Raw genomic sequence first — 21,271 nt, 5'->3', positions numbered from 1 at the left:
CCGGGTAAGACGCCTCGCGTCGCACCCGGGAACGTTGCTTAGCTTTTCGCGCGGCTGGCGATGATTTCATCCGCCACATTACGCGGCGCTTCCGCGTAATGGTGGAACTCCATGCTGTAGGTTGCCCGTCCCTGCGACATCGAGCGCAGCGTGGTGGAATAACCAAACATCTCCGCCAGCGGCACGTCGGCGCGGATGATCTGGCTGCCGAAGCGCTCTTCCATCCCCTGCACCATCCCGCGACGGGAAGAGAGATCGCCCATAATATTCCCGGCGTACTCTTCCGGCGTCTCCACCTCGACGTGCATCACCGGCTCAAGGATCACCGGGTCCGCTTTGCGCGCGCCCTCCCGGAAGCCGAAGATCGCCGCCATGCGGAACGCCATCTCCGAGGAGTCCACGTCGTGGTACGACCCGAAGGTCAGGGTCGCTTTCACGTCAACCACCGGATAACCCGCCAGCACGCCGGTGCCCATCGCTTCGCGCAGCCCTTTCTCCACGGAAGGGATGTACTCGCGCGGCACCACGCCGCCTTTGGTGGCGTCCTCGAAGACGAAACCGCTGCCCGGCTCCAGCGGCTCCAGGGTCAGCACGACGTGGCCATACTGCCCTTTGCCGCCGGACTGGCGCACAAATTTGCCTTCCACGTCCGTCACTTTCTTGCGCAGGGTTTCGCGGTAGGTGACCTGCGGACGGCCAATGTTGGCCTCGACGCCAAACTCGCGCTTCATCCGGTCGACAATGATCTCCAGATGCAGCTCACCCATGCCGGAGATAATCGTCTGGCCGGACTCTTCATCGGTATGCAGACGGAACGACGGATCTTCAGCCGCCAGCCGCTGCAGCGCGATGCCCATTTTCTCCTGGTCCGCTTTGGTCTTCGGCTCGATGGCCAGCGAAATCACCGGCTCCGGAAACTCCATCCGTTCGAGGGTAATGATCGCATCCGGGTCGCATAACGTATCGCCGGTGGTCACATCCTTCAGACCGACGCAGGCCGCGATATCCCCGGCGTGCAGTTCGTCAACTTCGTGACGGTCGTTGGCCTGCATCAGCACGATACGCCCGATGCGCTCTTTCTTACCCTTCACCGGGTTCCACACCGCATCGCCTTTCTTCAGCGTCCCGGAGTAGACGCGGATAAAGGTCAGCTGGCCGACGTAGGGGTCGGTCATCAGTTTGAACGCCAGCGCCGACAACGGCTCATCGTCGCTCGGATGGCGTTCCGCCGGCTGGCCTTGCTCATCGACGCCCTGTATCGCCGGAATATCCAGCGGCGATGGCATCAGCTCCACCACCGCATCGAGCATGCGCTGCACGCCTTTGTTTTTAAAGGCGCTCCCGCAGAGCACCGCCTGGATCTCCCCCTTCACCGTGCGCTGGCGCAGGCCGGCGACGATCTCCGCCTCGTCCAGCTCACCGGTTTCCAGGTATTTATCCATCAGCTCATCGCTGGCTTCCGCCGCCGCCGAGACCATTTTCTCCCGCCACTGCTGCGCCGTCGCCAACAGCTCGTCAGGGACTGGCCCATAGCTGAAGGTCATGCCCTGGGTGGCGTCATCCCACAGGATGGCGCGCATTTTCACCAGGTCGACGACGCCGGTGAAATGCTCTTCAGCGCCAATGGGGATCACAATCGGCACCGGGTTAGCCTTCAGGCGGTCGATCATCATCTGCACCACGCGGAAGAAGTCCGCCCCCGGGCGGTCCATCTTGTTGACGAAGGCCAGCCGCGGAACGTGGTATTTATTCGCCTGGCGCCAGACGGTCTCCGACTGGGGCTGCACCCCGCCGACGGAGTCGTACACCATCACCGCGCCGTCGAGCACGCGCATAGAACGTTCCACCTCAATGGTGAAATCCACGTGCCCCGGGGTGTCGATGATATTGATCCGGTGCGGCTCGAAGCTGCGGTCCATCCCCGGCCAGAAGCAGCTTACCGCCGCCGAGGTAATGGTGATCCCGCGCTCCTGCTCCTGGGCCATCCAGTCGGTGGTTGCCGCGCCATCGTGTACTTCACCCAGCTTATGGCTCATCCCGGTATAAAACAGGATGCGCTCGGTGGTGGTGGTTTTACCGGCATCGATATGCGCGGAGATACCGATGTTGCGATAACGTTCGAGAGGGATGGGTCGGGGCATGATGCGTCCTTAGTCGTTTTGACGGTCAGTCTGCGGTCGGAATGATCCGCAGTTCATTTAACTGCGTCTATCTTAGTACAACTGTACGAGTATATTCGAACTATTTTTGCTATCATTACGATTGGGCAGGTTGCGGCGGCGCGCGTGGTATCAGAACCGGAGTTTGGGTATAGTAGCCGCCAGCCGCCGATATGGGCTGCGGCTGCGATGCGCCGCGCCACCGCCGACACAGGATTATTATGATCGCCAATCACCCCGAACGAGAACAAATTCGCCTGGAAAATGTCCTTTCCGCGCTCGGAAACCCGCTGCGACTGGAGATCATTCGTACGCTGGCCGACGGCAGCGAGCTGAGCTGCAACGCCCTGCGCCAGGAGGAGGTGGCCAAGTCCACCATGACCCACCACTGGCGCGTCCTGCGCGACAGCGGTGTGATCTGGCAACGGCCTCAGGGACGGGAGAACATGATTTCGCTGCGCCGGGAAGATCTGGACGCCCGTTTTCCCGGCCTGCTGGATACGCTGCTGAAAGTTATGGTGCAGGCAGGATAAGCTCTTCTGCCGGGTGGCGGCTGCGCCTGACCCGGCCTACGGCGGCCTCCCGTCAGCTTATGTCCCCCAAGCCCGGCAAGCGCCGCCCTGCAAAAAAATCAGACCTCGATGTCGAACCGGCGCAGACGAAAAAAAAGCCGGAGGTTTCCCTCCGGCTTTTCTCAATCACATCACGCTACGCCTTACGCCACATCTTCGTACTGCGGCACCGGGTTGCGGAAGCTTTTGGTCACGCAGGCCAGGTAGACCAGACCGATACCGGCCCAGATCAGGCCCAGAATCATCGAGCTCTCTTCCAGGTTGACCCACAGCGCGCCAACGGTCAGGGCGCCGCACATCGGCAGGAACAGATACTGGAAGTGGTCTTTCAGCGTCTTGTTGCGTTTCTCACGGATCCAGAACTGGGAAATCACCGACAGGTTAACGAAGGTAAACGCCACCAGCGCACCAAAGTTAATCAGCGCCGTCGCCATCACCAGGTCGAAGTTAATCGCCAGCAGCGCAATCGCGCCGACCAGGATGATGTTCATCGCCGGAGTGCGCCAGGTCGGGTGCACGTAGCCGAAGAAGCTTTTCGGGAACACGCCGTCGCGGCCCATCACGTACATCAGACGCGCCACGCCAGCGTGCGCCGCCATACCGGACGCCAGTACGGTGATGGTGGAGAAGATCAGCGCGCCAACCTGGAAGGCTTTACCTGCCACGTAGAGCATAATTTCCGGCTGTGACGCATCCGGATCTTTAAAGCGCGAGATATCCGGGAAGTACAGCTGCAGGAAGTAGGTGGCAAAGATGAAGATCAGGCCGCCGATCAGCGCGGTCAGGAAGATCGCGCGCGGAATGACGCGCTCTGCATCTTTGGTCTCTTCAGACAGGTTGCTGATGCCGTCGAAACCGGTAAACGAGAAGCACAGGATCGTCGCCCCGGTAATCATCGGGATCACGTGCGCGTCACCGGACCAGAACGGACGGCTGCTGGCCAGCGTACCGGCGCCCTCGCCTTCAAACACGCCATAAATCACCATGCCGAGGATAACGGCAATCAGCACCACCTGCAGCACCACGATCACGGTGTTGAAGTTGGCCACGGATTTAATGCTGCGCAGGTTAAAGGCGGTCATAAAGGCGACCAGCGCGATAACAAACACCCACGACGGAATCGAAGGCACCAGCGCTTCAAAATAGATTTTCGCCAGCAGAATGTTGATCATCGGCGCGAACAGGTAGTCGAGCAGCGAGGACCAACCCACCATAAAGCCAACGGTCGGGCTGATGGATTTCTGCGCATAGGTATACGCCGAGCCGGCAGAAGGGTAACGACGTACCAGCTTGCCATAGCTCAGGGCAGTAAACAGGATAGCGATTAACGCAAAGGCGTAGGCCGTCGGCACGTGACCGTCGGTCATACCAGAGACGATACCAAACGTATCGAACAGCGTCATCGGCTGCATATAGGCCAGGCCCATCATTACAACCGGAACTAACGTAAGCGTTTTACGTAATTCCACGCGAGAGGTATTTGGAGTAGCGTTATGCGACATAGTTATCCCCTTTTACGGTGAACGCCAGCGCGTAAGCAAAAAATTGCCCCATTTCTTTCTATTCCTCAGCGACAACGACTGTCGGTTTTTAGTAAATATCTATCCGGTACGAAGCCCGGCCTCTTGGTATTGAATGATGTGTCTTTCGACCAAAAAAATAACCGACACTTTAAAAAAAAGCGTCGGCTAGTCTCTGGTTTTCAGGCCGCATATTTTGCAACAAATTCAACGGCGTTGACAAGATGTTATGAAGTTCATTGCGTAAGCATAATTTTTAACGTGCTAATATCTATACGGTTTCCGTATGATAAATTGTAAAAATAGCACTATTTGCTAATAGCGTTTCCCGCCACCATTTGCCAGCCAAACCGCAGGTGGCGTCATTCCAGGCGATCCACGCGCGTTGACGAGACGATAGCCCGCGCACGGTCATGCAGACCAGCTCGCCGCTGTCCAGTAGACCCTGCACCTGATAGCGCGGCAGGCACCCCCAGCCCAGCCCCAGGCGCAGCAGCGCCAGCTGCCCCGCGGCGTCACACACCGTCAGGGTCTCCTGATCGCTGAGTAGCGCCCCGCCCTCGCCGGTGGCCACCGCCCGGTAACGGCGCAGGGTTCGCCAGCTTAGCGGTGCGCGGTGTCGCGCCAGCGGATGCTGTGGGGCAACGACCAGCAGCAGCTCCAGCTCGCCGAGGGGGAGATAGTCATAACCGCTCAGCGGCGGCGGTTCGCCAAGCGCCCCCAGCAGCAGATCGGCCTGCCCGTCAGTCAGCGGCCGCCAGTCCAGCAGGGAGGGGTTCAGCGTAAAGTGCAGCCGGGTCAGCGGCTGTTGTTGATAAAATGCCGCGATTGGCGGCGAGAGCAGCGCCACGGGAAAGGTGCTGTCCACCGCCAGACGAAGGCTATTCTCCCACCCCTGCTGCAGCTTAACCGCCCGGTTCTCCAGTTCGCGGGCGATATGCAGCACCTCCCGCCCTTTCTCCAGCAGCATCTGTCCGCTGGGAGTAAAGCGCGCGCGATGGCCGCTGCGGTCGAGCAGCTGAATATTGAGATCGCTTTCCAGGCGGTGAATGGTGTAGCTCAGCGCCGAGGGCGTTTTAAAGAGCTTTGCCGACGCGGCGGCAAAGCTCCCCTCTTTTTCCAGGGCATCCAGGATCACGAGGACATCCAGCAGTGGTTTCATCGCTACCCCCTTACGGTATGCGAATCACCGCTGGCGGATCACTCCATCGGCATCACCAGCGGATCGGGGTACTGGTACTCAAACCCCAGCTCATTGCAGATACGATTGCCATCCACAATCTTGCCCTGGCCGCCGTCCGGGCTGTCGCTGAACACCGGCGGCGGCAGACCGAGCTCGCGGGCCATCTGCGGATAAAAGAGGCCGCGCGCCGGATGGCGGGGCGCACATAGATTATAGATGTGCCCGCCCTTCGGGGCCTGCAGCAGCAGTTCGATAGCGGCCACCACATCCTGCAAATGCACCAGATTGACCACGTGCTGGCCATCCGGCGCCGACTTGCCGGCGAAAAAACGTCCCGGATGGCGGGAAGGCCCCACCAGCCCGGCCAGGCGCAGAATATCTACCGACGTCCCCGGCAGGTTGTGCAGCCAGTCCTCCAGCTCCTTGAGCACCTGTCCGCTGGCGGTTTGCGGCAGACGCGGGGAATTCTCCTTCACCGTACCGTTGACGTTGCCATACACCGAGGTGGAGCTGGTGAAGACGATCCGCGGAATATGGTAAGCCAGCGCGGTATCGACGATCTCCTGCACCGCCTGTAGATAAAACCCTTCCCCTGCCCCGGTACGCCGGGCCGGCAGGGTGATCACCAGCGCATCGACGTTCATCAGCGCGTCGAGGTCCTCGGTATCACAGACCAGCTGCGGCTCCAGGCGCAGCGGATAGCTGTCGATCCCGCACATCCGCGCCGCCTCCACGCCATCCTGCGTAGTTTTACTGCCGGTAACCTGCCAGCCTCGCGCCGTCAACGACAGCGCCAGCGGCATCCCCAGCCATCCCAAACCGACTATCGCGACCTTTTTCATCCCAGGCTCCTGACTCTTTCGCTGTGCTGATTACAGGCTACGCCAGCCAGCGGCAACTGACAATTTCTTCGCTCAATATGAAATGAATTAATGATAGAAAAAAGCCCTTGCTTTCTGCGGCGGAAGTGGTTTAGGTTAAAGGACATCAAATGCATAGTCATTCACAGAGAATTTTTATGAACCGCGTTCAATTTAAACACCACCATCATCACCATCATCCTGACTAGTCTTTCAGGCGATGTGTGCTGGAAGACGTTTGGATCTTCCAGTGGTGCATGAACGCGCAGAGAGCCCCCGGAAGATTCACTTCCGGGGGCTTTTTTTTGGACCAAATTCGGACAGATTCAGACAGGTATTCAGAGGAAAAGAACAATGTTAGACAACACCCGTTTACGCATAGCTATTCAGAAATCAGGCCGTTTAAGCGAAGATTCACGCGAATTACTCAGCCGCTGCGGCATTAAAGTCAATTTGCACACCCAGCGTCTGATTGCGCTGGCGGAAAATATGCCAATCGATATTCTGCGCGTGCGTGATGACGATATCCCGGGCCTGGTGATGGACGGTGTTGTCGACCTCGGCATTATCGGCGAAAACGTGCTGGAAGAAGAGCTGCTCAGCCGCCGCGCCCAGGGCGAAGACCCGCGCTACTTCACCCTGCGCCGTCTCGACTTCGGCGGCTGCCGCCTGTCGCTGGCGACTCCGGTGGATGAAGCCTGGAACGGCCCGGCGGCGCTGGACGGCAAACGAATCGCCACCTCTTACCCGCACCTGCTGAAGCGCTACCTCGATCAAAAAGGTATCTCCTTTAAATCCTGTCTGCTGAACGGCTCCGTGGAAGTGGCGCCGCGCGCCGGCCTCGCCGACGCTATCTGCGACCTCGTCTCCACCGGCGCCACTCTGGAAGCCAACGGCCTGCGCGAAGTGGAAGTGATCTACCGCTCCAAAGCCTGTCTGATCCAGCGCGACGGCGAAATGGCCGACGCCAAACAGCAGCTGATTGACCGCCTGCTGACCCGTATTCAGGGCGTGATTCAGGCCCGCGAGTCGAAATACATCATGATGCACGCCCCGACCGAACGCCTGGAAGAAGTGGTTGCCCTGCTGCCGGGCGCCGAGCGGCCGACTATTCTGCCGCTGGCAGGCGACAAGCAGCGCGTGGCGATGCACATGGTCAGCAGCGAAACCCTGTTCTGGGAGACCATGGAAAAACTGAAGGCGCTGGGCGCCAGCTCCATTCTGGTGCTGCCGATTGAGAAAATGATGGAGTAATCGGCCAGCCGGTCACGGGACACACAGGGGAATACAATCATGAGCTTCAACACAATCATCGACTGGAACGGCTGTAGCGCAGACCAACAAAAGCAACTCTTAACGCGCCCGGCGATTTCCGCCTCCGACAGCATCAGTAAAACGGTGACGGAGATCCTGAATAACGTCAAAGCCAACGGCGACGCGGCGCTGCGCGAATACAGCGCGAAGTTTGATAAAACCACCGTCGCCGCGCTGCAGGTGAGCGAGGCGGAGATCGCCGCCGCCGGCGAGCGCCTCAGCGATGAGCTGAAGCAGGCGATGGCGGTGGCGGTGAATAACATTGAGACCTTCCACAACGCGCAACAGCTGCAGGCGGTGGATGTCGAAACGCTGCCGGGGGTGCGCTGCCAGCAGGTCACCCGCCCTATCGCCTCCGTCGGACTGTACATTCCCGGCGGCTCAGCGCCGCTGTTCTCCACGGTGCTGATGCTGGCGACGCCGGCGCGCATCGCCGGCTGTCAGCAGGTGGTGCTCTGCTCGCCGCCGCCGATTGCCGATGAGATCCTCTATGCCGCGCAGCTGTGCGGCGTAAAAACCATCTTTAACGTCGGCGGCGCCCAGGCCATCGCCGCCCTCGCCCTCGGTACCGAGTCGGTGCCGAAGGTAGATAAAATCTTTGGCCCGGGCAACGCTTACGTCACGGAAGCCAAACGCCAGGTCAGCCAGCGTCTGGACGGCGCAGCCATCGACATGCCGGCCGGCCCGTCGGAAGTGCTGGTGATCGCCGACAGCGGCGCCAACCCGGACTTTGTCGCGTCTGACCTGCTGTCGCAGGCCGAACACGGCCCGGACTCGCAGGTGATCCTCCTGACCCCGGACGCCGACATGGGCAGCCGCGTCGCCGAAGCCGTGGAGCGCCAGCTGGCCGCCCTTCCGCGCGCCGAAACTGCCCGCGTGGCGCTCTCCGCCAGCCGGATCATCGTGGCCCGCGATCTGGTGCAGTGCGTGGCTATCTCCAACCAGTACGGCCCGGAGCACCTGATCATTCAGACCCGTCAGGCCCGCGAGCTGGTGGATAGCATCACCAGCGCAGGTTCCGTTTTCCTTGGCGACTGGTCACCGGAATCCGCGGGCGACTACGCCTCGGGCACCAACCACGTCCTGCCGACCTATGGTTACACCGCCACCTGCTCAAGCCTCGGTCTGGCCGACTTCCAGAAGCGGATGACCGTGCAGGAGCTGTCGCGCGACGGCTTTGCCGCCCTCGCCTCAACGATTGAGATCCTGGCCGCCGCCGAGCGCCTTGACGCCCACAAAAACGCCGTAACGCTGCGCGTTGCCGCCCTGAAGGAGCAAGCATGAGCATTGAAGATTTAGCCCGCGCCAACGTCCGCGCGCTGACCCCGTATCAATCCGCTCGCCGGCTGGGCGGCAAAGGCGACGTCTGGCTCAACGCCAACGAATTCCCTACCGCCGTAGCCTTCCAGCTTACCGAACAGACGCTGAACCGCTATCCGGAGCCGCAGCCGAAGGCCGTGATTGAGAGCTACGCCCGCTACGCCGAGGTCAAACCGGAGCAGGTGCTGGTCAGCCGCGGCGCCGACGAAGGCATCGAGCTGCTGATCCGCGCCTTCTGTGAGCCCGGCGAAGACGCGGTGCTCTACTGCCCGCCGACCTACGGCATGTACAGCGTCAGCGCCGAAACCATCGGCGTCGAGTGCCGCACCGTGCCGACGCTAGCCGACTGGCAGCTCGACCTGCCGGGCATCGAGGCGCGGCTGGACGGCGTGAAGGTGGTCTTCGTCTGCAGCCCGAACAACCCGACCGGGCAGATTATCGACCCGCAGTCGATGCGCGACCTGCTGGAGATGACCCGCAACAAAGCCATCGTGGTGGCCGACGAAGCCTATATTGAATTCTGCCCGCAGGCGACGCTCGCCGGCTGGCTCAGCGACTATCCGCACCTGGTGGTGCTGCGCACGCTGTCCAAAGCCTTCGCCCTCGCCGGCCTGCGCTGCGGCTTCACCCTCGCCAACGCCGAGGTGATCAACGTGCTGCTGAAAGTGATCGCCCCGTACCCGCTCTCCACGCCGGTGGCCGATATCGCCGCCCAGGCCCTGAGCCCGGAGGGGATCGCCGCGATGCGCCAGCGCGTGACGCAGATCCTTGACGAGCGCCGCTACCTGGTGGAACAGCTGCGCGGCATCGCCTGCGTGGAGCAGGTCTTCGATTCCGAGACCAACTATGTGCTGGCGCGGATAACCGCCTCCAGCGCAGTGTTTAAATCTTTGTGGGATCAGGGCATTATCTTACGTGACCAGAATAAACAACCTTCATTAAGCGGCTGTTTGCGTATCACTATCGGTACCCGTGCCGAGAGCCAGCGCGTGATTGACGCCTTGACTGCGGAGAATGTATGACCCAGAAGTATCTCTTTATTGACCGTGACGGCACCCTGATTTCCGAACCGCCGGAGGATTTCCAGGTGGACCGGTTCGACAAGCTGGCGTTTGAGCCGCAGGTGATCCCGGCGTTGCTGAAGCTGCAGCAGGAAGGCTATAAGCTGGTGATGATCACCAATCAGGATGGCCTGGGAACCGACAGTCTGCCGCAGGAAGCGTTTGATGGCCCGCACAACCTGATGATGCAGATCTTCGCCTCGCAGGGCGTTAACTTTGAAGAGGTGCTGATTTGTCCGCACTTCCCGGGCGACAACTGCGCCTGCCGCAAGCCAAAAACGCAGCTGGTGCTGCCGTGGCTGGAAGAGGGCGTGCTGGATAAAGCCCACAGCTATGTGATTGGCGACCGGGCCACCGACCTCGAGCTGGCGGATAACATGGGGATTACCGGCCTGCGCTATGACCGTGAGACCCTAGACTGGCCGACCATCTGCGAGCAGCTGACCCGCCGCGACCGCTATGCCCACGTCGAGCGCGTCACCAAAGAGACCCAGGTGGATGTGAAAGTGTGGCTGGACCGCGAAGGCGGCAGCAAGATCCATACCGGCGTCGGCTTTTTTGACCATATGCTCGACCAAATCGCCACCCACGGCGGCTTCCGCATGGAGGTTAACGTCGGCGGCGATCTGTATATCGACGACCACCACACGGTGGAGGATACCGGCCTGGCCCTCGGCGAAGCCCTGAAGCTGGCCCTTGGCGACAAGCGCGGCATCAACCGCTTCGGCTTCGTGCTGCCGATGGACGAGTGTCTCGCCCGCTGCGCGCTGGATATCTCCGGCCGTCCGCACCTGGAGTATAAGGCGGACTTCACCTATCAGCGCGTCGGCGATCTGAGCACCGAGATGGTGGAACACTTCTTCCGCTCGCTCTCCTACACCATGGCGGTGACCCTGCACCTGAAAACCAAGGGCAAGAACGATCACCACCGCGTGGAGAGCCTGTTCAAAGCCTTTGGCCGTACGCTGCGCCAGGCGATCCGCGTCCAGGGCGATGCCCTGCCGTCTTCCAAAGGGGTGCTGTAATGAATGTGGTGATCCTTGATACCGGCTGCGCCAACCTCAATTCGGTGAAATCGGCGATTGGCCGCCACGGCTATGAGCCGGTGGTCAGCCGCGATCCGGAAGTGGTATTGCGTGCCGATAAACTGTTTCTTCCCGGCGTCGGCACCGCCCAGGCGGCGATGGATCAGCTGCGCGACCGGGAGCTGATCGACCTGATCAAAGCCTGTACCCAGCCGGTGCTGGGGATTTGCCTGGGCATGCAGCTGCTCGGCAAGCGCAGCGAGGAGAACAACGGCGTCGATCTGCTGGGCATTATCGAAGAAGAGGTGCCGAAGATGACCGACCACGGTCTGCCATTGCCGCACATGGGCTGGAACCGGGTGTATGCCAAAGCTGGCGATCGGCTGTTCCGCGGCATTGAAGAAGGCGCGTATTTCTACTTCGTGCACAGCTACGCCATGCCGGTCAACCCGTACACCATCGCCCAGTGCAATTACGGGGAGGCGTTCACCGCCGCGGTGCAGAAAGATAACTTCTTTGGCGTGCAGTTTCACCCGGAGCGCTCCGGGAGCGCCGGGGCGCAGCTGCTGAAAAACTTCCTGGAGATGTGATGATTATTCCTGCTTTAGATTTAATCGACGGCACCGTCGTTCGTCTCCATCAGGGCGATTACGGCCAGCAGCGCGACTATGGCAGCGATCCGCTGCCGCGCCTGCAGGCCTATGCCGCTCAGGGGGCGGAAGTCCTGCACCTGGTCGACCTGACCGGGGCGAAGGATCCGGCGAAGCGCCAGATCCCGCTGCTGAAATCGCTGGTCGCCGGGGTTGACGTCCCGGTGCAGGTCGGCGGCGGCGTGCGGACCGAAACGGATGTCGCGGCCCTGCTTGAGGCCGGCGTCGCCCGTGTGGTGGTCGGCTCCACCGCGGTGAAATCCCCGGAGGAAGTGAAAGGCTGGTTCAAACGCTTTGGCCCAGAACGGCTGGTGCTCGCCCTCGACGTGCGTATCGACGCCGACGGCAATAAGCAGGTGGCGGTCAGCGGCTGGCAGGAAAACTCCGGCGTGACGCTGGAGGAGCTGGTGGAAAGTTATCTGCCGGTCGGCCTGCAGCACGTGCTGTGCACCGATATCTCCCGCGACGGCACGCTGGCAGGCTCTAACGTCTCGCTGTACGAGGAAGTCTGCGCCCGCTACCCGCAGGTGGCGTTTCAGTCATCCGGCGGCATCGGCGATCTCAATGATATTGCCGCCCTGCGCGGCACCGGGGTGCGCGGCGTGATTGTCGGTCGCGCGCTGCTGGAAGGTAAATTCAACGTAACGGAGGCCATTCAATGCTGGCAAAACGGATAATCCCCTGCCTCGACGTCCGCGACGGCCAGGTAGTGAAAGGCGTGCAGTTCCGTAATCACGAGATCATTGGCGACATCGTCCCGCTGGCCAAGCGCTATGCCGACGAAGGGGCCGACGAACTGGTGTTCTATGATATCACCGCCTCCAGCGACGGTCGGGTGGTCGACAAGAGCTGGGTGTCGCGCGTGGCGGAAGTAATCGATATTCCTTTCTGCGTGGCGGGCGGGATCAAGTCGCTGGAAGACGCGGCGCAGATCCTCTCCTTCGGCGCCGATAAGATCTCGATTAACTCCCCTGCTCTCGCCGACCCGACGCTGATCACCCGCCTTGCCGACCGCTTTGGCGTGCAGTGTATCGTGGTGGGGATTGATACCTGGTTTGACGCAGAGACCGGCAAGTATCACGTCAACCAGTATACCGGCGATGAGAGCCGCACCCGGGTGACGCAGTGGGAAACCCTTGACTGGGTGGAGGAAGTGCAGAAGCGCGGCGCAGGCGAGATCGTTCTCAATATGATGAACCAGGACGGGGTGCGCAACGGTTACGACCTGCAGCAGCTGGCGAAGGTTCGCGCGGTGTGCCACGTCCCGCTGATCGCCTCCGGCGGCGCGGGCACTATGGAACACTTCCTCGAAGCCTTCCGCGACGCCGACGTTGACGGCGCGCTGGCGGCCTCGGTATTCCACAAACAGATTATTAATATTGGCGAACTGAAAGCGTACCTGGCGGCACAGGGCGTGGAGATAAGGGTATGTTGACTGAACAGCTGGACTGGGAAAAAACGGACGGCATGATGCCGGCCATCGTGCAGCACGCCGTATCCGGCGAAGTGCTGATGCACGGCTACATGAACAAGGAGGCGCTGGAGAAAACCGAAGCCACCGGCAAGGTCACCTTTTACTCGCGCACCAAGCAGCGGCTGTGGACCAAGGGTGAAACCTCGGGCCATGTCCTCAATGTAGTGAGCATCACGCCGGACTGTGACAACGATACGCTGCTGGTGCTGGTAAACCCGATCGGGCCGACCTGCCACAAAGGCACCACCAGCTGCTTCGGCGAAACCGGCCACCAGTGGCTGTTCCTCTATCAGCTGGAGCAGCTGCTGGCCGAGCGTAAACACGCCGACCCGGAGAGCTCCTATACGGCGAAGCTGTATGCCAGCGGCACCAAGCGTATTGCGCAGAAAGTGGGGGAAGAAGGCGTGGAGACCGCGCTGGCCGCCACCGTGAACGACCGCTTCGAGCTGAAGAATGAGGCGTCGGACCTGATGTATCACCTGCTGGTGCTGCTGCAGGACCAGGGGCTGGATCTCGGGGAAGTGATTGATAATTTAAGAGCACGGCATAGGTAATATAAGACATGGCGGTTATAAAGCCGCCATTAATTACTCTTTCTAAATGAACCCTTCACGCAGCACTCGAAATACCTCCCAATATCCTTTACAACCTAATATTTGAGATGTGAATTGGATTCACATGATAGATGTAGTTTGTTAGAATGCTGCCGCTTTTAACATCCAATTGGAACGCTAGCGGAGTATATAATGCCAAGTTCAGGCCCATTATGGCAACTAATGAAATATGGGTTAGTTGGGATAGTCAATACACTAATTACGGCAGTTGTAATTTTCCTGCTAATGCATTTGGGTCTTGGCATTTATCTGTCCAATGCGATGGGTTATGTTGTAGGTATTGTTTTCAGCTTCATAGCAAACACAATATTTACATTTACGCAACCAATTAGCATCGATAGACTAATAAAATTTTTATGTGTTTGCTTCATTTGTTATGTGGCAAATATCATTGTCATAAAAATATTTTTCGTTTTTATGCCAGAAAAAATATATTCAGCACAAATCCTTGGGATGTTTACATACACTATCACAGGTTTTATTTTAAACAAGTTCTGGGCGATGAAATGACAACCTCAACTGATATAAAAAGCACTCCTTCTTTAGCTATTGTGGTACCTTGCTATAATGAACAAGAGGCTTTTCCTTTCTGTCTCGAAAAGCTTTCGAATGTACTAAATTCATTGATAGCCAGAAATAAAATTAACAACAATAGTTATCTTTTGTTTGTCGATGATGGTAGTCGTGACAATACTTGGGCACAAATTAAAGATGCCTCGACCGCTTATCACTATGTGCGAGGAATAAAATTATCAAGAAATAAAGGACATCAAATTGCCTTAATGGCAGGGTTACGCTCGGTCGATACAGACGTAACCATTAGCATCGATGCGGATCTACAAGATGATGTAAATTGTATCGAAAAAATGATTGACGCTTACAGCCAGGGATATGACATAGTATACGGCGTAAGATGTAATCGAGACAGTGACACTTTTTTTAAACGTACAACAGCTAATGCATTTTACGCAATAATGTCCCACATGGGTGTAAATCAAACTCCAAATCATGCAGATTATCGATTATTAAGTAATCGTGCGTTGGAGGCTCTTAAACAATATAAAGAGCAAAATATATATTTACGTGGATTAGTGCCTCTTGTGGGATACCCCTCGATTGAGGTGCAATATAGCCGTGAAGAAAGAATTGCAGGTGAATCAAAATATCCAATAAAAAAAATGCTTGCGCTGGCTCTCGAGGGAATTACCTCATTATCAGTTACACCGTTACGAATTATAGCTATGACAGGTTTTATAACTTGCATCATATCTACCATCGCTGCTATTTATGCTTTAATTCAAAAAACAACAGGTACTACAGTTGAGGGATGGACATCAGTCATGATCGCTATATTCTTTCTTGGCGGTGTGCAAATGCTTTCTTTAGGTATTATAGGAGAATATGTCGGGAAAATTTATATAGAGACGAAAAATAGACCTAAATATTTCATTGATGAAAGCGTAGGTAATGATAGCAATGGAAAATAATATGCAAAATCTGATCAATTCTTTAGCAGAGGGAAATAAAAAAAACGTTTACATTTTTTATTTCTTTCTGATTATGTTAACATTTTCACCGGTAATTTTCTTTTCATATGCATTTTCAGACGACTGGTCAACATTCTTTGATGCTATAACAAGAAACGGTTCTTCGTTTCAGTGGGATGTCCAATCTGGTCGTCCCGTTTATGCTGTGTTCCGTTACTATGGAAAAATGTTAATTAATGATATTTCTTCATTTTCGTATTTGCGGCTTTTTAATATATTAAGTCTTGTTGTCTTAAGTTGTTTTATTTACAACTTCATAGACAGCAGAAAAATATTTGATAACCCCGTATTCAAAATAATATTTCCACTGTTAATTTGCTTACTCCCTGCGTTTCAAGTTTATGCTTCATGGGCAACATGTTTCCCGTTCACTATTTCAGTATTGCTGGCAGGTATTAGTTATAATAAATGTTTCCCACATTCGAAGCAGCGGTCGTCATTGCCAGAAAAATTAGCATCCATTGTTGTCTTATGGGTGGCATTTGCAATATATCAACCGACAGCAATTACATTCTTATTCTTTTTTATGCTTGATAGTTGCATAAAAAAAGAAAGTAGTTTAACTGTGAAAAAAGTTGCGACATGTTTTATCATTTTAGTTATCGGTGTTGCAGGCAGTTTTATCATGTCAAAAGTACTTCCTGTCTGGCTATATGGGGAATCATTATCGAGAGCCGAGTTAACCGCAGATATCGGTGGAAAGATGAAATGGTTCATAAATGAATCACTAATAAACGCTGTAAATAACTATAACATACAACCAGTAAAAATATATTCTTGGTTCTCCTCATTTGCAATTTTAATCGGCTTATACACTATTTTTGTGGGAAAAACAGGCAGATGGAAAACGTTCATAGTCATAACGATCGGGATAGGTTCCTACGCTCCAAATTTAGCGACAAAAGAAAATTGGGCAGCATTCCGCTCGTTAGTGGCCTTAGAACTTATTATATCAACTCTATTTCTTATTGGCATAAATAGCCTTGTCAGTAGAATTTCTAAGCAAGCATTTGTCTGGCCTCTTATCGCTTTAACAATTATGATAATAGCTCAGTATAATATTATAAATGGATTTATTATTCCTCAACGCTCTGAAATTCAGGCACTTGCTGCGGAAATAACTAATAAAATACCTAAGAATTACACAGGAAAATTAATGTTCGATCTCACAGATCCTGCTTACAATGCCTTTACAAAAACACAGAGATATGATGAGTTTGGGAATATTTCATTAGCAGCGCCCTGGGCGCTCAAAGGTATGGCTGAAGAGATCAGAATTATGAAAGGATTTAATTTCAAACTATCTAACAACGTTATAATTTCTGAGACCAATCGATGTATTGATGATTGTATGGTTATTAAAACGTCAGATGCAATGCGAAGGTCAACGATAAATTATTAGTAATTTCTGTGCCGCCCTCATTTTTTATGGGGGCGCTATTACAGTAATCATAAAATACGCTTTTAAATACTAGTCTTTATTTGAGAGTAGTTTAAGAAACTTTGTCTGAACAGTCTTTAGTTCTTCATTGTAATTTTCGAGAATTTTATTATCTGCTTTAATAGCTAAATTTTCCCTATTCATAGAAGCAATCATTTCGTCCTTTTGTTGAAGCTGCTGTTTTATCTCCTCAACTTCGTTTTGTAAGGTCAAAATATTTCGTTGGGCATTCTCTAATTCATTAAGAACCCGATCTTTTAATGAAAAAAGATACTCTTCAGCAGACATATCAGCGATTCGTCGATAAGCAGAAAGAATAAACTCATCATAAAAGTCTTCATTATTGATATCAAAACTGCTGATGAATAATTTGACATCTTGAAACAGTTTATTAAAGGCTTCACCCGATAGCGTATTTAAGTGCCACTCAAGGAATACGACAATGTAATTATAAAAATCCCTTTGTCGCTTTTGCATCATGCCATTTTTAAAAAGAAAATCCCTTAGAGCAACAAGAGCATCAAGTGCGCAATGATAGGAAACGGAGCGAGTTGAAGACAATGATGTTTTTCGATTAATCGTATGAGTAATCAATATTTCATCAAGAATAGTTACCTTTTCGGCACTAAGCATAGATGCACACACAAAAAACAGATCATTTGATGTTCTTAAATCTTGGTAGCTCAACGAGTGCTGAATAATAAATTCACGTCGGAATAGTTTGTCCCATGGCCACCATATAAATGCCCTGAAAAAGTCTCGCTCAATATCTCCAGGCGAGAAAACTGCTTTTTCAGGTAATAAATCTTTTCGAATTGAATCTGGCATTGGAGCATACTGGAGAGATTGTAGATTAAATGAGCGGCTTCTGCATACAACGATATCTGCCCCTGATAGCTCCGCACAATCAGACATGTGCTTCAACATGTTCGTATCGACATAATCATCGTCATCAAGAAATATTATATATTCTCCCTTTGCTTCTGAAAGACCTATATTACGTGATATGCCAGCTCCAATATTTACAGCGTTATCAATAATTCGTATTCTTTCATCGCTGGATGCAATCTCCTTAAGGATATCTAATGTATTATCACTCGAATGATCATTGATTATTATAATTTCAATTTCATACAATGACTGTGAAACAATGTTTTTTAGAGTATCTGCAATATACTCTTCGGCGTTGTAAACAGGAATAACGACCGAAACAATTATATCACTTTTTTCATGAGCCATAAAAATACCATTAGTAGTAAATTGAATTACATTATATAAACATTACTATTATCAATATGAAGGTTTTTCGCAATAATAAATGTGAAACTTACACATCATCGAACTACATCATGATATATTTGCAATGTTTTATCGATAATCATAACACTAGAAAATTTATCTTGTATACGTTTCCTCCCCTTAATACCCATTTCAACGCGTGCTTTAGGATTGCTAAGTAAAAAGGCAAGTTTATCAGCCAGCTCTTCAGGTGAATTGCTTTTAACAATAATTCCATTATCGTTATCAATAATAAGGCTATCACAACCACCAACATCATAAGCAATACAAGCGCGACCCACAGAAGATGCTTCCAGAAGAATTCGCGGAACACCTTCAGAATAAACTGACGGCAAAGCAACGATATTTGATTGCTCAATAAGATCGCAAACATTATTCGAACGACCTAACCAGTTAATTAATCCTTGCTGATGCCAATTTTCAATGACCTGAAGGGAAATTGCATCTTTATCATTTTCGACCAGAATTCCAGCAACATTCAAAGTAAAGTGAATATTCTTACTGCGTAATATTTTCTTCGCTTCAATTAAGTCGCCCAGTCCTTTACTCCACAACATACGGCTGGCAAACAATACAACAGGGACATCGTGATCCTGTTCAAGAGAATATTTGTATATCTCTGGATTAATGCCTGCACCATCAATAACAATAGTCTGTTGTTCTTCGAGTCCAACCAACTTAGCCAGTTTTTTTCTGTCGCGGTCATGTTCAAACATAAATATACAGCGCTTATTACTGGCAATATATTTATATGCAGCAATAGTAAACTGCCGCAATAATTTTAAAGGCATGCTGTCAGAAGAAAATACTCTTCCAAGCCCAACAAAACTTACGATGACCGGCAGATTAAATTTCTTCGCGAGCACACCACCAATCAAACATGGCTTGATAGTGATGCAATGCAAGAGATCCGGTTTTATATTTTTAATAATTTTTTGCACATCATGGTAAGTACGAAAGAAAACTAATGCATTAAAAGATTGAGCATCAAGAGTAACATTATGGCAAATAAAGCCAAATGTTTTGAATTTATTTATTATGTTGTCATCAATAAAATGGCTGATGATGTGAATCTCATAACCTGCATCACGGGAGGCGATGGCACGATCGATCCAGTGTAAATCGAAGTACCAATCCGAATTTATGAAATAACACAATTTTCTCATTGCTATGCCCACTTAATGATACTTACCACTAATACCTTTTATGCCATGTGAAATTCCACGAAGAATAAATTTCATATAGGAATATTTTTGACGTTGCCATGGCAGGATTAATATATATTTTAGGATGCGTATCGCTATCGCTGAATTGCTATACACGGCATTTTTCTGGAATATTTTCTTCGACAGGATCAAATTACGGCAGAGATAGTAAACCTTCCATTCAGGTGCAATAAGTTTGCCCTGAATACTCACATCATGATAAAAAAGCAACTCCGGGCTATACATAATTTTCTCACCAGCTAGTGATAGCTGATAGCCAAAGTAAAGATCATCAAAGTAGATAAAAAGCTGTTCATGGATGTGGTCAAGACTGGTCGCGAGCAGATCACGATGTATGACCATCCCAACAAATGAAACCGTTTGTACGAACATAGAACGATTAGCTGCCGGGATAAACTCTCCAGGGTAGCGTAAATAGCGTACAGTGTCGCCAAGTGAAGTTGGCACACGCGAGAACGGCATATTCATCGGACACGGTTTTCCTTGTGGATCTTTCACCAGTCCACTAAATACCCGACATCCCTGCTTATCCAGCTGTGAAAAGGACTTCAACGTGTCTGGATAGGGGTAAGCATCGTCATCGTAGAAAAATACCCAATCACTTGCCAGCTGTTCACAGATATACTGACTACCGGTTTTAAAGCCCCCCGCCCCACCGGTATTCTTGGTGAGGGTTAATACAATGACTCGTGTATCAACAATTGACGAAAGCCAGGCTTGGGTCCCATCCGTGGACCCGTTATTGACAATAACAATATTAGTGAATTCAAGTTTGAGGGTCTCTCCAACCGTTTTTTTCAGTTTGCCGAGACGATTGAATGTCACTATCAATGCCGTATATTTCATCGTACAGAAACCGTAAACACAGGCATTGGCTGATTTTCAGTGAGTGAATTTAAATAGACTTCTGCCGTTTTCAATGCTTCGGCGATGGTCACATCCATGTCGAGGTAACGGTAGGTTCCAAGACGACCGACAAAAGTGATGTTGGTTTCATTCTCGGCCAATGACAAATATTTTTCAAGAAGGGCCATCTCTCCCATCTGGCGAATAGGATAGTAAGGAATATCATTTTCTTCACAAGCACGGCTATACTCTTTATAACAAACAGAGCCGTCGTGTTGTTCCCAGGGAGAAAAATATTTATGTTCAGTGATGCGAGTATAGGGCACATCCACAGAACAGTAGTTCATCACTGCGCATCCCTGGTAATCACCCTGATAGATAAACTTTTTAAAATCTAATGTTCGATAGCCCAGACGGCCATATTGGTAGCCATAAAACGCATCTAATGGACCGCTATAGAATACGTGATCGTAATGAGTTCGCTCGTCAACGATAAATTCCCGCTGTAAGTCAACCTTGATATTCTCATGATTGAGAATTGACTTAATCATCTGCGTATAACCACATTTCGGCATGCCCTGAAATTTGTGGTTAAAATAATTATCATCATAGTTAAAACGAACAGGAAGACGTTTAAGAATAGATGCGGGCAGTTCCGAGGGTTGCATCCCCCACTGTTTAATCGTATATCCTTTAAAAAAGGCCTCATATAACTCTTTACCAATAAAGCGTAACGCTTGCTCTTCAAAAGTTTGTGGATCAGCAATAGTGCTGTCCCCTTTCTCAGCAATGAGCGCTCTGGCCTCATCAGGCGAACAAGTTTTTGAGAAAAACTGATTGATAGTATGCAAATTAATAGGCAGGGAAAATACCTGACCATTAACTGTCGCTTTAACCCGGTTCACATAGGGCATCATCTCTGCATGCTTGTTGACATAGTTCCACACTGTTTCATTGTCAGTATGGAAAATATGGGGTCCATAAACATGTACCATCACATTCGTTTCAGAGTCGCGTGCATCATAGGAATTCCCCCCAATATGATCACGCTGATCGATAATATGGACTTGATGTCCCTTCTCAGCAAGTTGGCGACCGATAACTGCACCAGAGAAACCAGCGCCTACGATCAATATTTTTTTTCTTTTCATCTGTTGTCT

General features: G+C 52.3%; 22 protein-coding genes and 1 other annotated feature. Of the genes, 13 read left to right on the top strand and 9 right to left on the bottom strand.

The window, feature by feature from the left end; translation table 11 throughout:
* Positions 1–38 precede the first annotated feature (38 nt).
* Positions 39–2,141, bottom strand: coding sequence for an elongation factor G (gene fusA, locus AB1E37_RS08280; protein ID WP_004189173.1), 2,103 nt, complete (start codon positions 2,139–2,141; stop codon positions 39–41).
* Positions 2,142–2,380: 239 nt separating this feature from the next.
* Here fusA and AB1E37_RS08275 point away from each other — a divergent pair, with 239 nt between their 5' ends.
* A complete protein-coding gene (locus AB1E37_RS08275; RefSeq protein ID WP_002912109.1) occupies positions 2,381–2,692 on the top strand; it encodes a helix-turn-helix transcriptional regulator in 312 nt (103 codons plus the stop codon).
* A gap of 182 nt (positions 2,693–2,874) precedes the next feature.
* Here the strand turns inward: AB1E37_RS08275 and plaP are convergent, their stop codons facing one another.
* The 4 genes from plaP to AB1E37_RS08255 all read right to left on the bottom strand — a co-directional run bounded on the left by plaP (position 2,875) and on the right by AB1E37_RS08255 (position 6,276).
* Entirely contained in the window at positions 2,875–4,233 is a 1,359-nt protein-coding gene (plaP, locus tag AB1E37_RS08270; RefSeq protein ID WP_004148994.1) for a putrescine/proton symporter PlaP, read from the bottom strand.
* Positions 4,223–4,285 carry a membrane protein YoeI gene (gene yoeI, locus AB1E37_RS08265; protein WP_096335043.1) on the bottom strand — a complete coding sequence of 21 codons (63 nt, stop codon included), beginning with the start codon at positions 4,283–4,285 and terminating at the stop codon, positions 4,223–4,225. Before yoeI ends, plaP begins: the two co-directional genes overlap by 11 nt.
* A 237-nt stretch (positions 4,286–4,522) precedes the next feature.
* Positions 4,523–5,413, bottom strand: coding sequence for a LysR family transcriptional regulator (locus AB1E37_RS08260; RefSeq protein WP_032447719.1), 891 nt, complete (start codon positions 5,411–5,413; stop codon positions 4,523–4,525).
* 38 nt (positions 5,414–5,451) lie between these two features.
* Positions 5,452–6,276: an SDR family oxidoreductase gene (locus tag AB1E37_RS08255; protein ID WP_004152513.1), complete on the bottom strand. Its 825-nt coding sequence runs from the start codon at positions 6,274–6,276 to the stop codon at positions 5,452–5,454.
* A 176-nt stretch (positions 6,277–6,452) separates the two neighbouring features.
* On the opposite strand from AB1E37_RS08255, the gene hisL reads away from it, so the two are divergent.
* The 12 genes from hisL (at position 6,453) to AB1E37_RS08195 (ending at position 16,701) form a co-directional block, all read left to right on the top strand.
* A complete protein-coding gene (gene hisL, locus AB1E37_RS08250) occupies positions 6,453–6,503 on the top strand; it encodes a his operon leader peptide (protein ID WP_004899375.1) in 51 nt (16 codons plus the stop codon).
* Positions 6,479–6,601: a sequence feature (His leader region), on the top strand. It overlaps the preceding gene by 25 nt.
* Positions 6,602–6,648: 47 nt before the next feature.
* Positions 6,649–7,548, top strand: coding sequence for an ATP phosphoribosyltransferase (hisG, locus tag AB1E37_RS08245; protein WP_002912152.1), 900 nt, complete (start codon positions 6,649–6,651; stop codon positions 7,546–7,548).
* 39 nt (positions 7,549–7,587) lie between these two features.
* Complete coding sequence (gene hisD / locus AB1E37_RS08240) at positions 7,588–8,892, top strand: histidinol dehydrogenase (RefSeq protein ID WP_032447720.1); 1,305 nt, start codon at positions 7,588–7,590, stop codon at positions 8,890–8,892.
* Positions 8,889–9,950 (top strand): histidinol-phosphate transaminase, encoded by a 1,062-nt coding sequence (gene hisC / locus AB1E37_RS08235; RefSeq protein ID WP_048332723.1) that lies wholly within the window; start codon positions 8,889–8,891, stop codon positions 9,948–9,950. The genes hisD and hisC overlap by 4 nt, the downstream gene beginning before the upstream one ends.
* Positions 9,947–11,014 (top strand): bifunctional histidinol-phosphatase/imidazoleglycerol-phosphate dehydratase HisB, encoded by a 1,068-nt coding sequence (gene hisB, locus AB1E37_RS08230; RefSeq protein WP_004184786.1) that lies wholly within the window; start codon positions 9,947–9,949, stop codon positions 11,012–11,014. The genes hisC and hisB overlap by 4 nt, the downstream gene beginning before the upstream one ends.
* Positions 11,014–11,604, top strand: a complete 591-nt coding sequence (gene hisH, locus AB1E37_RS08225; RefSeq protein ID WP_002912227.1) for an imidazole glycerol phosphate synthase subunit HisH — start codon at positions 11,014–11,016, stop codon at positions 11,602–11,604. Before hisB ends, hisH begins: the two co-directional genes overlap by 1 nt.
* Positions 11,604–12,341 (top strand): 1-(5-phosphoribosyl)-5-[(5-phosphoribosylamino)methylideneamino]imidazole-4-carboxamide isomerase, encoded by a 738-nt coding sequence (hisA, locus tag AB1E37_RS08220; RefSeq protein ID WP_032425099.1) that lies wholly within the window; start codon positions 11,604–11,606, stop codon positions 12,339–12,341. The genes hisH and hisA overlap by 1 nt, the downstream gene beginning before the upstream one ends.
* Positions 12,323–13,099 carry an imidazole glycerol phosphate synthase subunit HisF gene (hisF, locus tag AB1E37_RS08215; RefSeq protein WP_004180497.1) on the top strand — a complete coding sequence of 259 codons (777 nt, stop codon included), beginning with the start codon at positions 12,323–12,325 and terminating at the stop codon, positions 13,097–13,099. The genes hisA and hisF overlap by 19 nt, the downstream gene beginning before the upstream one ends.
* Positions 13,093–13,692, top strand: coding sequence for a bifunctional phosphoribosyl-AMP cyclohydrolase/phosphoribosyl-ATP diphosphatase HisIE (hisIE, locus tag AB1E37_RS08210; protein ID WP_004144136.1), 600 nt, complete (start codon positions 13,093–13,095; stop codon positions 13,690–13,692). The genes hisF and hisIE overlap by 7 nt, the downstream gene beginning before the upstream one ends.
* A gap of 192 nt (positions 13,693–13,884) precedes the next feature.
* A complete protein-coding gene (locus tag AB1E37_RS08205; RefSeq protein ID WP_072001698.1) occupies positions 13,885–14,262 on the top strand; it encodes a GtrA family protein in 378 nt (125 codons plus the stop codon).
* The gene (locus AB1E37_RS08200; protein WP_004198905.1) at positions 14,259–15,239 is read left to right on the top strand and encodes a glycosyltransferase family 2 protein; all 981 of its coding nucleotides are present in this window, start codon (positions 14,259–14,261) and stop codon (positions 15,237–15,239) included. Before AB1E37_RS08205 ends, AB1E37_RS08200 begins: the two co-directional genes overlap by 4 nt.
* Before the next feature lies 1 nt (position 15,240).
* Positions 15,241–16,701, top strand: coding sequence for a glucosyl transferase GtrII family protein (locus tag AB1E37_RS08195; protein WP_032447723.1), 1,461 nt, complete (start codon positions 15,241–15,243; stop codon positions 16,699–16,701).
* Between the two features lie 69 nt (positions 16,702–16,770).
* On the opposite strand, the gene AB1E37_RS08190 is transcribed toward AB1E37_RS08195, so the two are convergent.
* The 4 genes from AB1E37_RS08190 to rfbD all read right to left on the bottom strand — a co-directional run bounded on the left by AB1E37_RS08190 (position 16,771) and on the right by rfbD (position 21,262).
* Positions 16,771–17,979, bottom strand: coding sequence for a glycosyltransferase family 2 protein (locus tag AB1E37_RS08190; RefSeq protein ID WP_032447724.1), 1,209 nt, complete (start codon positions 17,977–17,979; stop codon positions 16,771–16,773).
* Between the two features lie 95 nt (positions 17,980–18,074).
* Positions 18,075–19,217: a glycosyltransferase family 4 protein gene (locus tag AB1E37_RS08185; RefSeq protein ID WP_074160401.1), complete on the bottom strand. Its 1,143-nt coding sequence runs from the start codon at positions 19,215–19,217 to the stop codon at positions 18,075–18,077.
* On the bottom strand, positions 19,218–20,111 hold the full coding sequence (locus AB1E37_RS08180) for a glycosyltransferase (RefSeq protein ID WP_284302506.1): 894 nt from the start codon (positions 20,109–20,111) through the stop codon (positions 19,218–19,220).
* Entirely contained in the window at positions 20,108–21,262 is a 1,155-nt protein-coding gene (gene rfbD / locus AB1E37_RS08175) for a UDP-galactopyranose mutase (RefSeq protein ID WP_004890861.1), read from the bottom strand. The genes AB1E37_RS08180 and rfbD overlap by 4 nt, the downstream gene beginning before the upstream one ends.
* Positions 21,263–21,271: the final 9 nt, after the last annotated feature.

It is taken from the genome of Klebsiella sp. Shm-1, assembly GCF_040804525.1.
GTDB classification, from domain to species: Bacteria; Pseudomonadota; Gammaproteobacteria; order Enterobacterales; family Enterobacteriaceae; genus Klebsiella; species Klebsiella pneumoniae.
This window is presented reverse-complemented; position numbering and strand designations above follow the sequence as displayed.

Coding starts and splice junctions, on each gene's coding strand:
- hisD (WP_032447720.1), top strand. CDS start 7,588: ATGAGCTTCAACACAATCATCGACTGGAACGGCTGTAGCGCAGACCAA.
- hisC (WP_048332723.1), top strand. CDS start 8,889: ATGAGCATTGAAGATTTAGCCCGCGCCAACGTCCGCGCGCTGACCCCG.
- hisH (WP_002912227.1), top strand. CDS start 11,014: ATGAATGTGGTGATCCTTGATACCGGCTGCGCCAACCTCAATTCGGTG.
- AB1E37_RS08180 (WP_284302506.1), bottom strand. CDS start 20,111: ATGAAATATACGGCATTGATAGTGACATTCAATCGTCTCGGCAAACTG.
- rfbD (WP_004890861.1), bottom strand. CDS start 21,262: ATGAAAAGAAAAAAAATATTGATCGTAGGCGCTGGTTTCTCTGGTGCA.
- hisA (WP_032425099.1), top strand. CDS start 11,604: ATGATTATTCCTGCTTTAGATTTAATCGACGGCACCGTCGTTCGTCTC.
- hisIE (WP_004144136.1), top strand. CDS start 13,093: ATGTTGACTGAACAGCTGGACTGGGAAAAAACGGACGGCATGATGCCG.
- AB1E37_RS08205 (WP_072001698.1), top strand. CDS start 13,885: ATGCCAAGTTCAGGCCCATTATGGCAACTAATGAAATATGGGTTAGTT.
- AB1E37_RS08260 (WP_032447719.1), bottom strand. CDS start 5,413: ATGAAACCACTGCTGGATGTCCTCGTGATCCTGGATGCCCTGGAAAAA.
- hisB (WP_004184786.1), top strand. CDS start 9,947: ATGACCCAGAAGTATCTCTTTATTGACCGTGACGGCACCCTGATTTCC.
- AB1E37_RS08195 (WP_032447723.1), top strand. CDS start 15,241: ATGCAAAATCTGATCAATTCTTTAGCAGAGGGAAATAAAAAAAACGTT.
- AB1E37_RS08255 (WP_004152513.1), bottom strand. CDS start 6,276: ATGAAAAAGGTCGCGATAGTCGGTTTGGGATGGCTGGGGATGCCGCTG.
- AB1E37_RS08190 (WP_032447724.1), bottom strand. CDS start 17,979: ATGGCTCATGAAAAAAGTGATATAATTGTTTCGGTCGTTATTCCTGTT.
- AB1E37_RS08275 (WP_002912109.1), top strand. CDS start 2,381: ATGATCGCCAATCACCCCGAACGAGAACAAATTCGCCTGGAAAATGTC.
- fusA (WP_004189173.1), bottom strand. CDS start 2,141: ATGCCCCGACCCATCCCTCTCGAACGTTATCGCAACATCGGTATCTCC.
- hisG (WP_002912152.1), top strand. CDS start 6,649: ATGTTAGACAACACCCGTTTACGCATAGCTATTCAGAAATCAGGCCGT.
- plaP (WP_004148994.1), bottom strand. CDS start 4,233: ATGTCGCATAACGCTACTCCAAATACCTCTCGCGTGGAATTACGTAAA.
- AB1E37_RS08200 (WP_004198905.1), top strand. CDS start 14,259: ATGACAACCTCAACTGATATAAAAAGCACTCCTTCTTTAGCTATTGTG.
- hisF (WP_004180497.1), top strand. CDS start 12,323: ATGCTGGCAAAACGGATAATCCCCTGCCTCGACGTCCGCGACGGCCAG.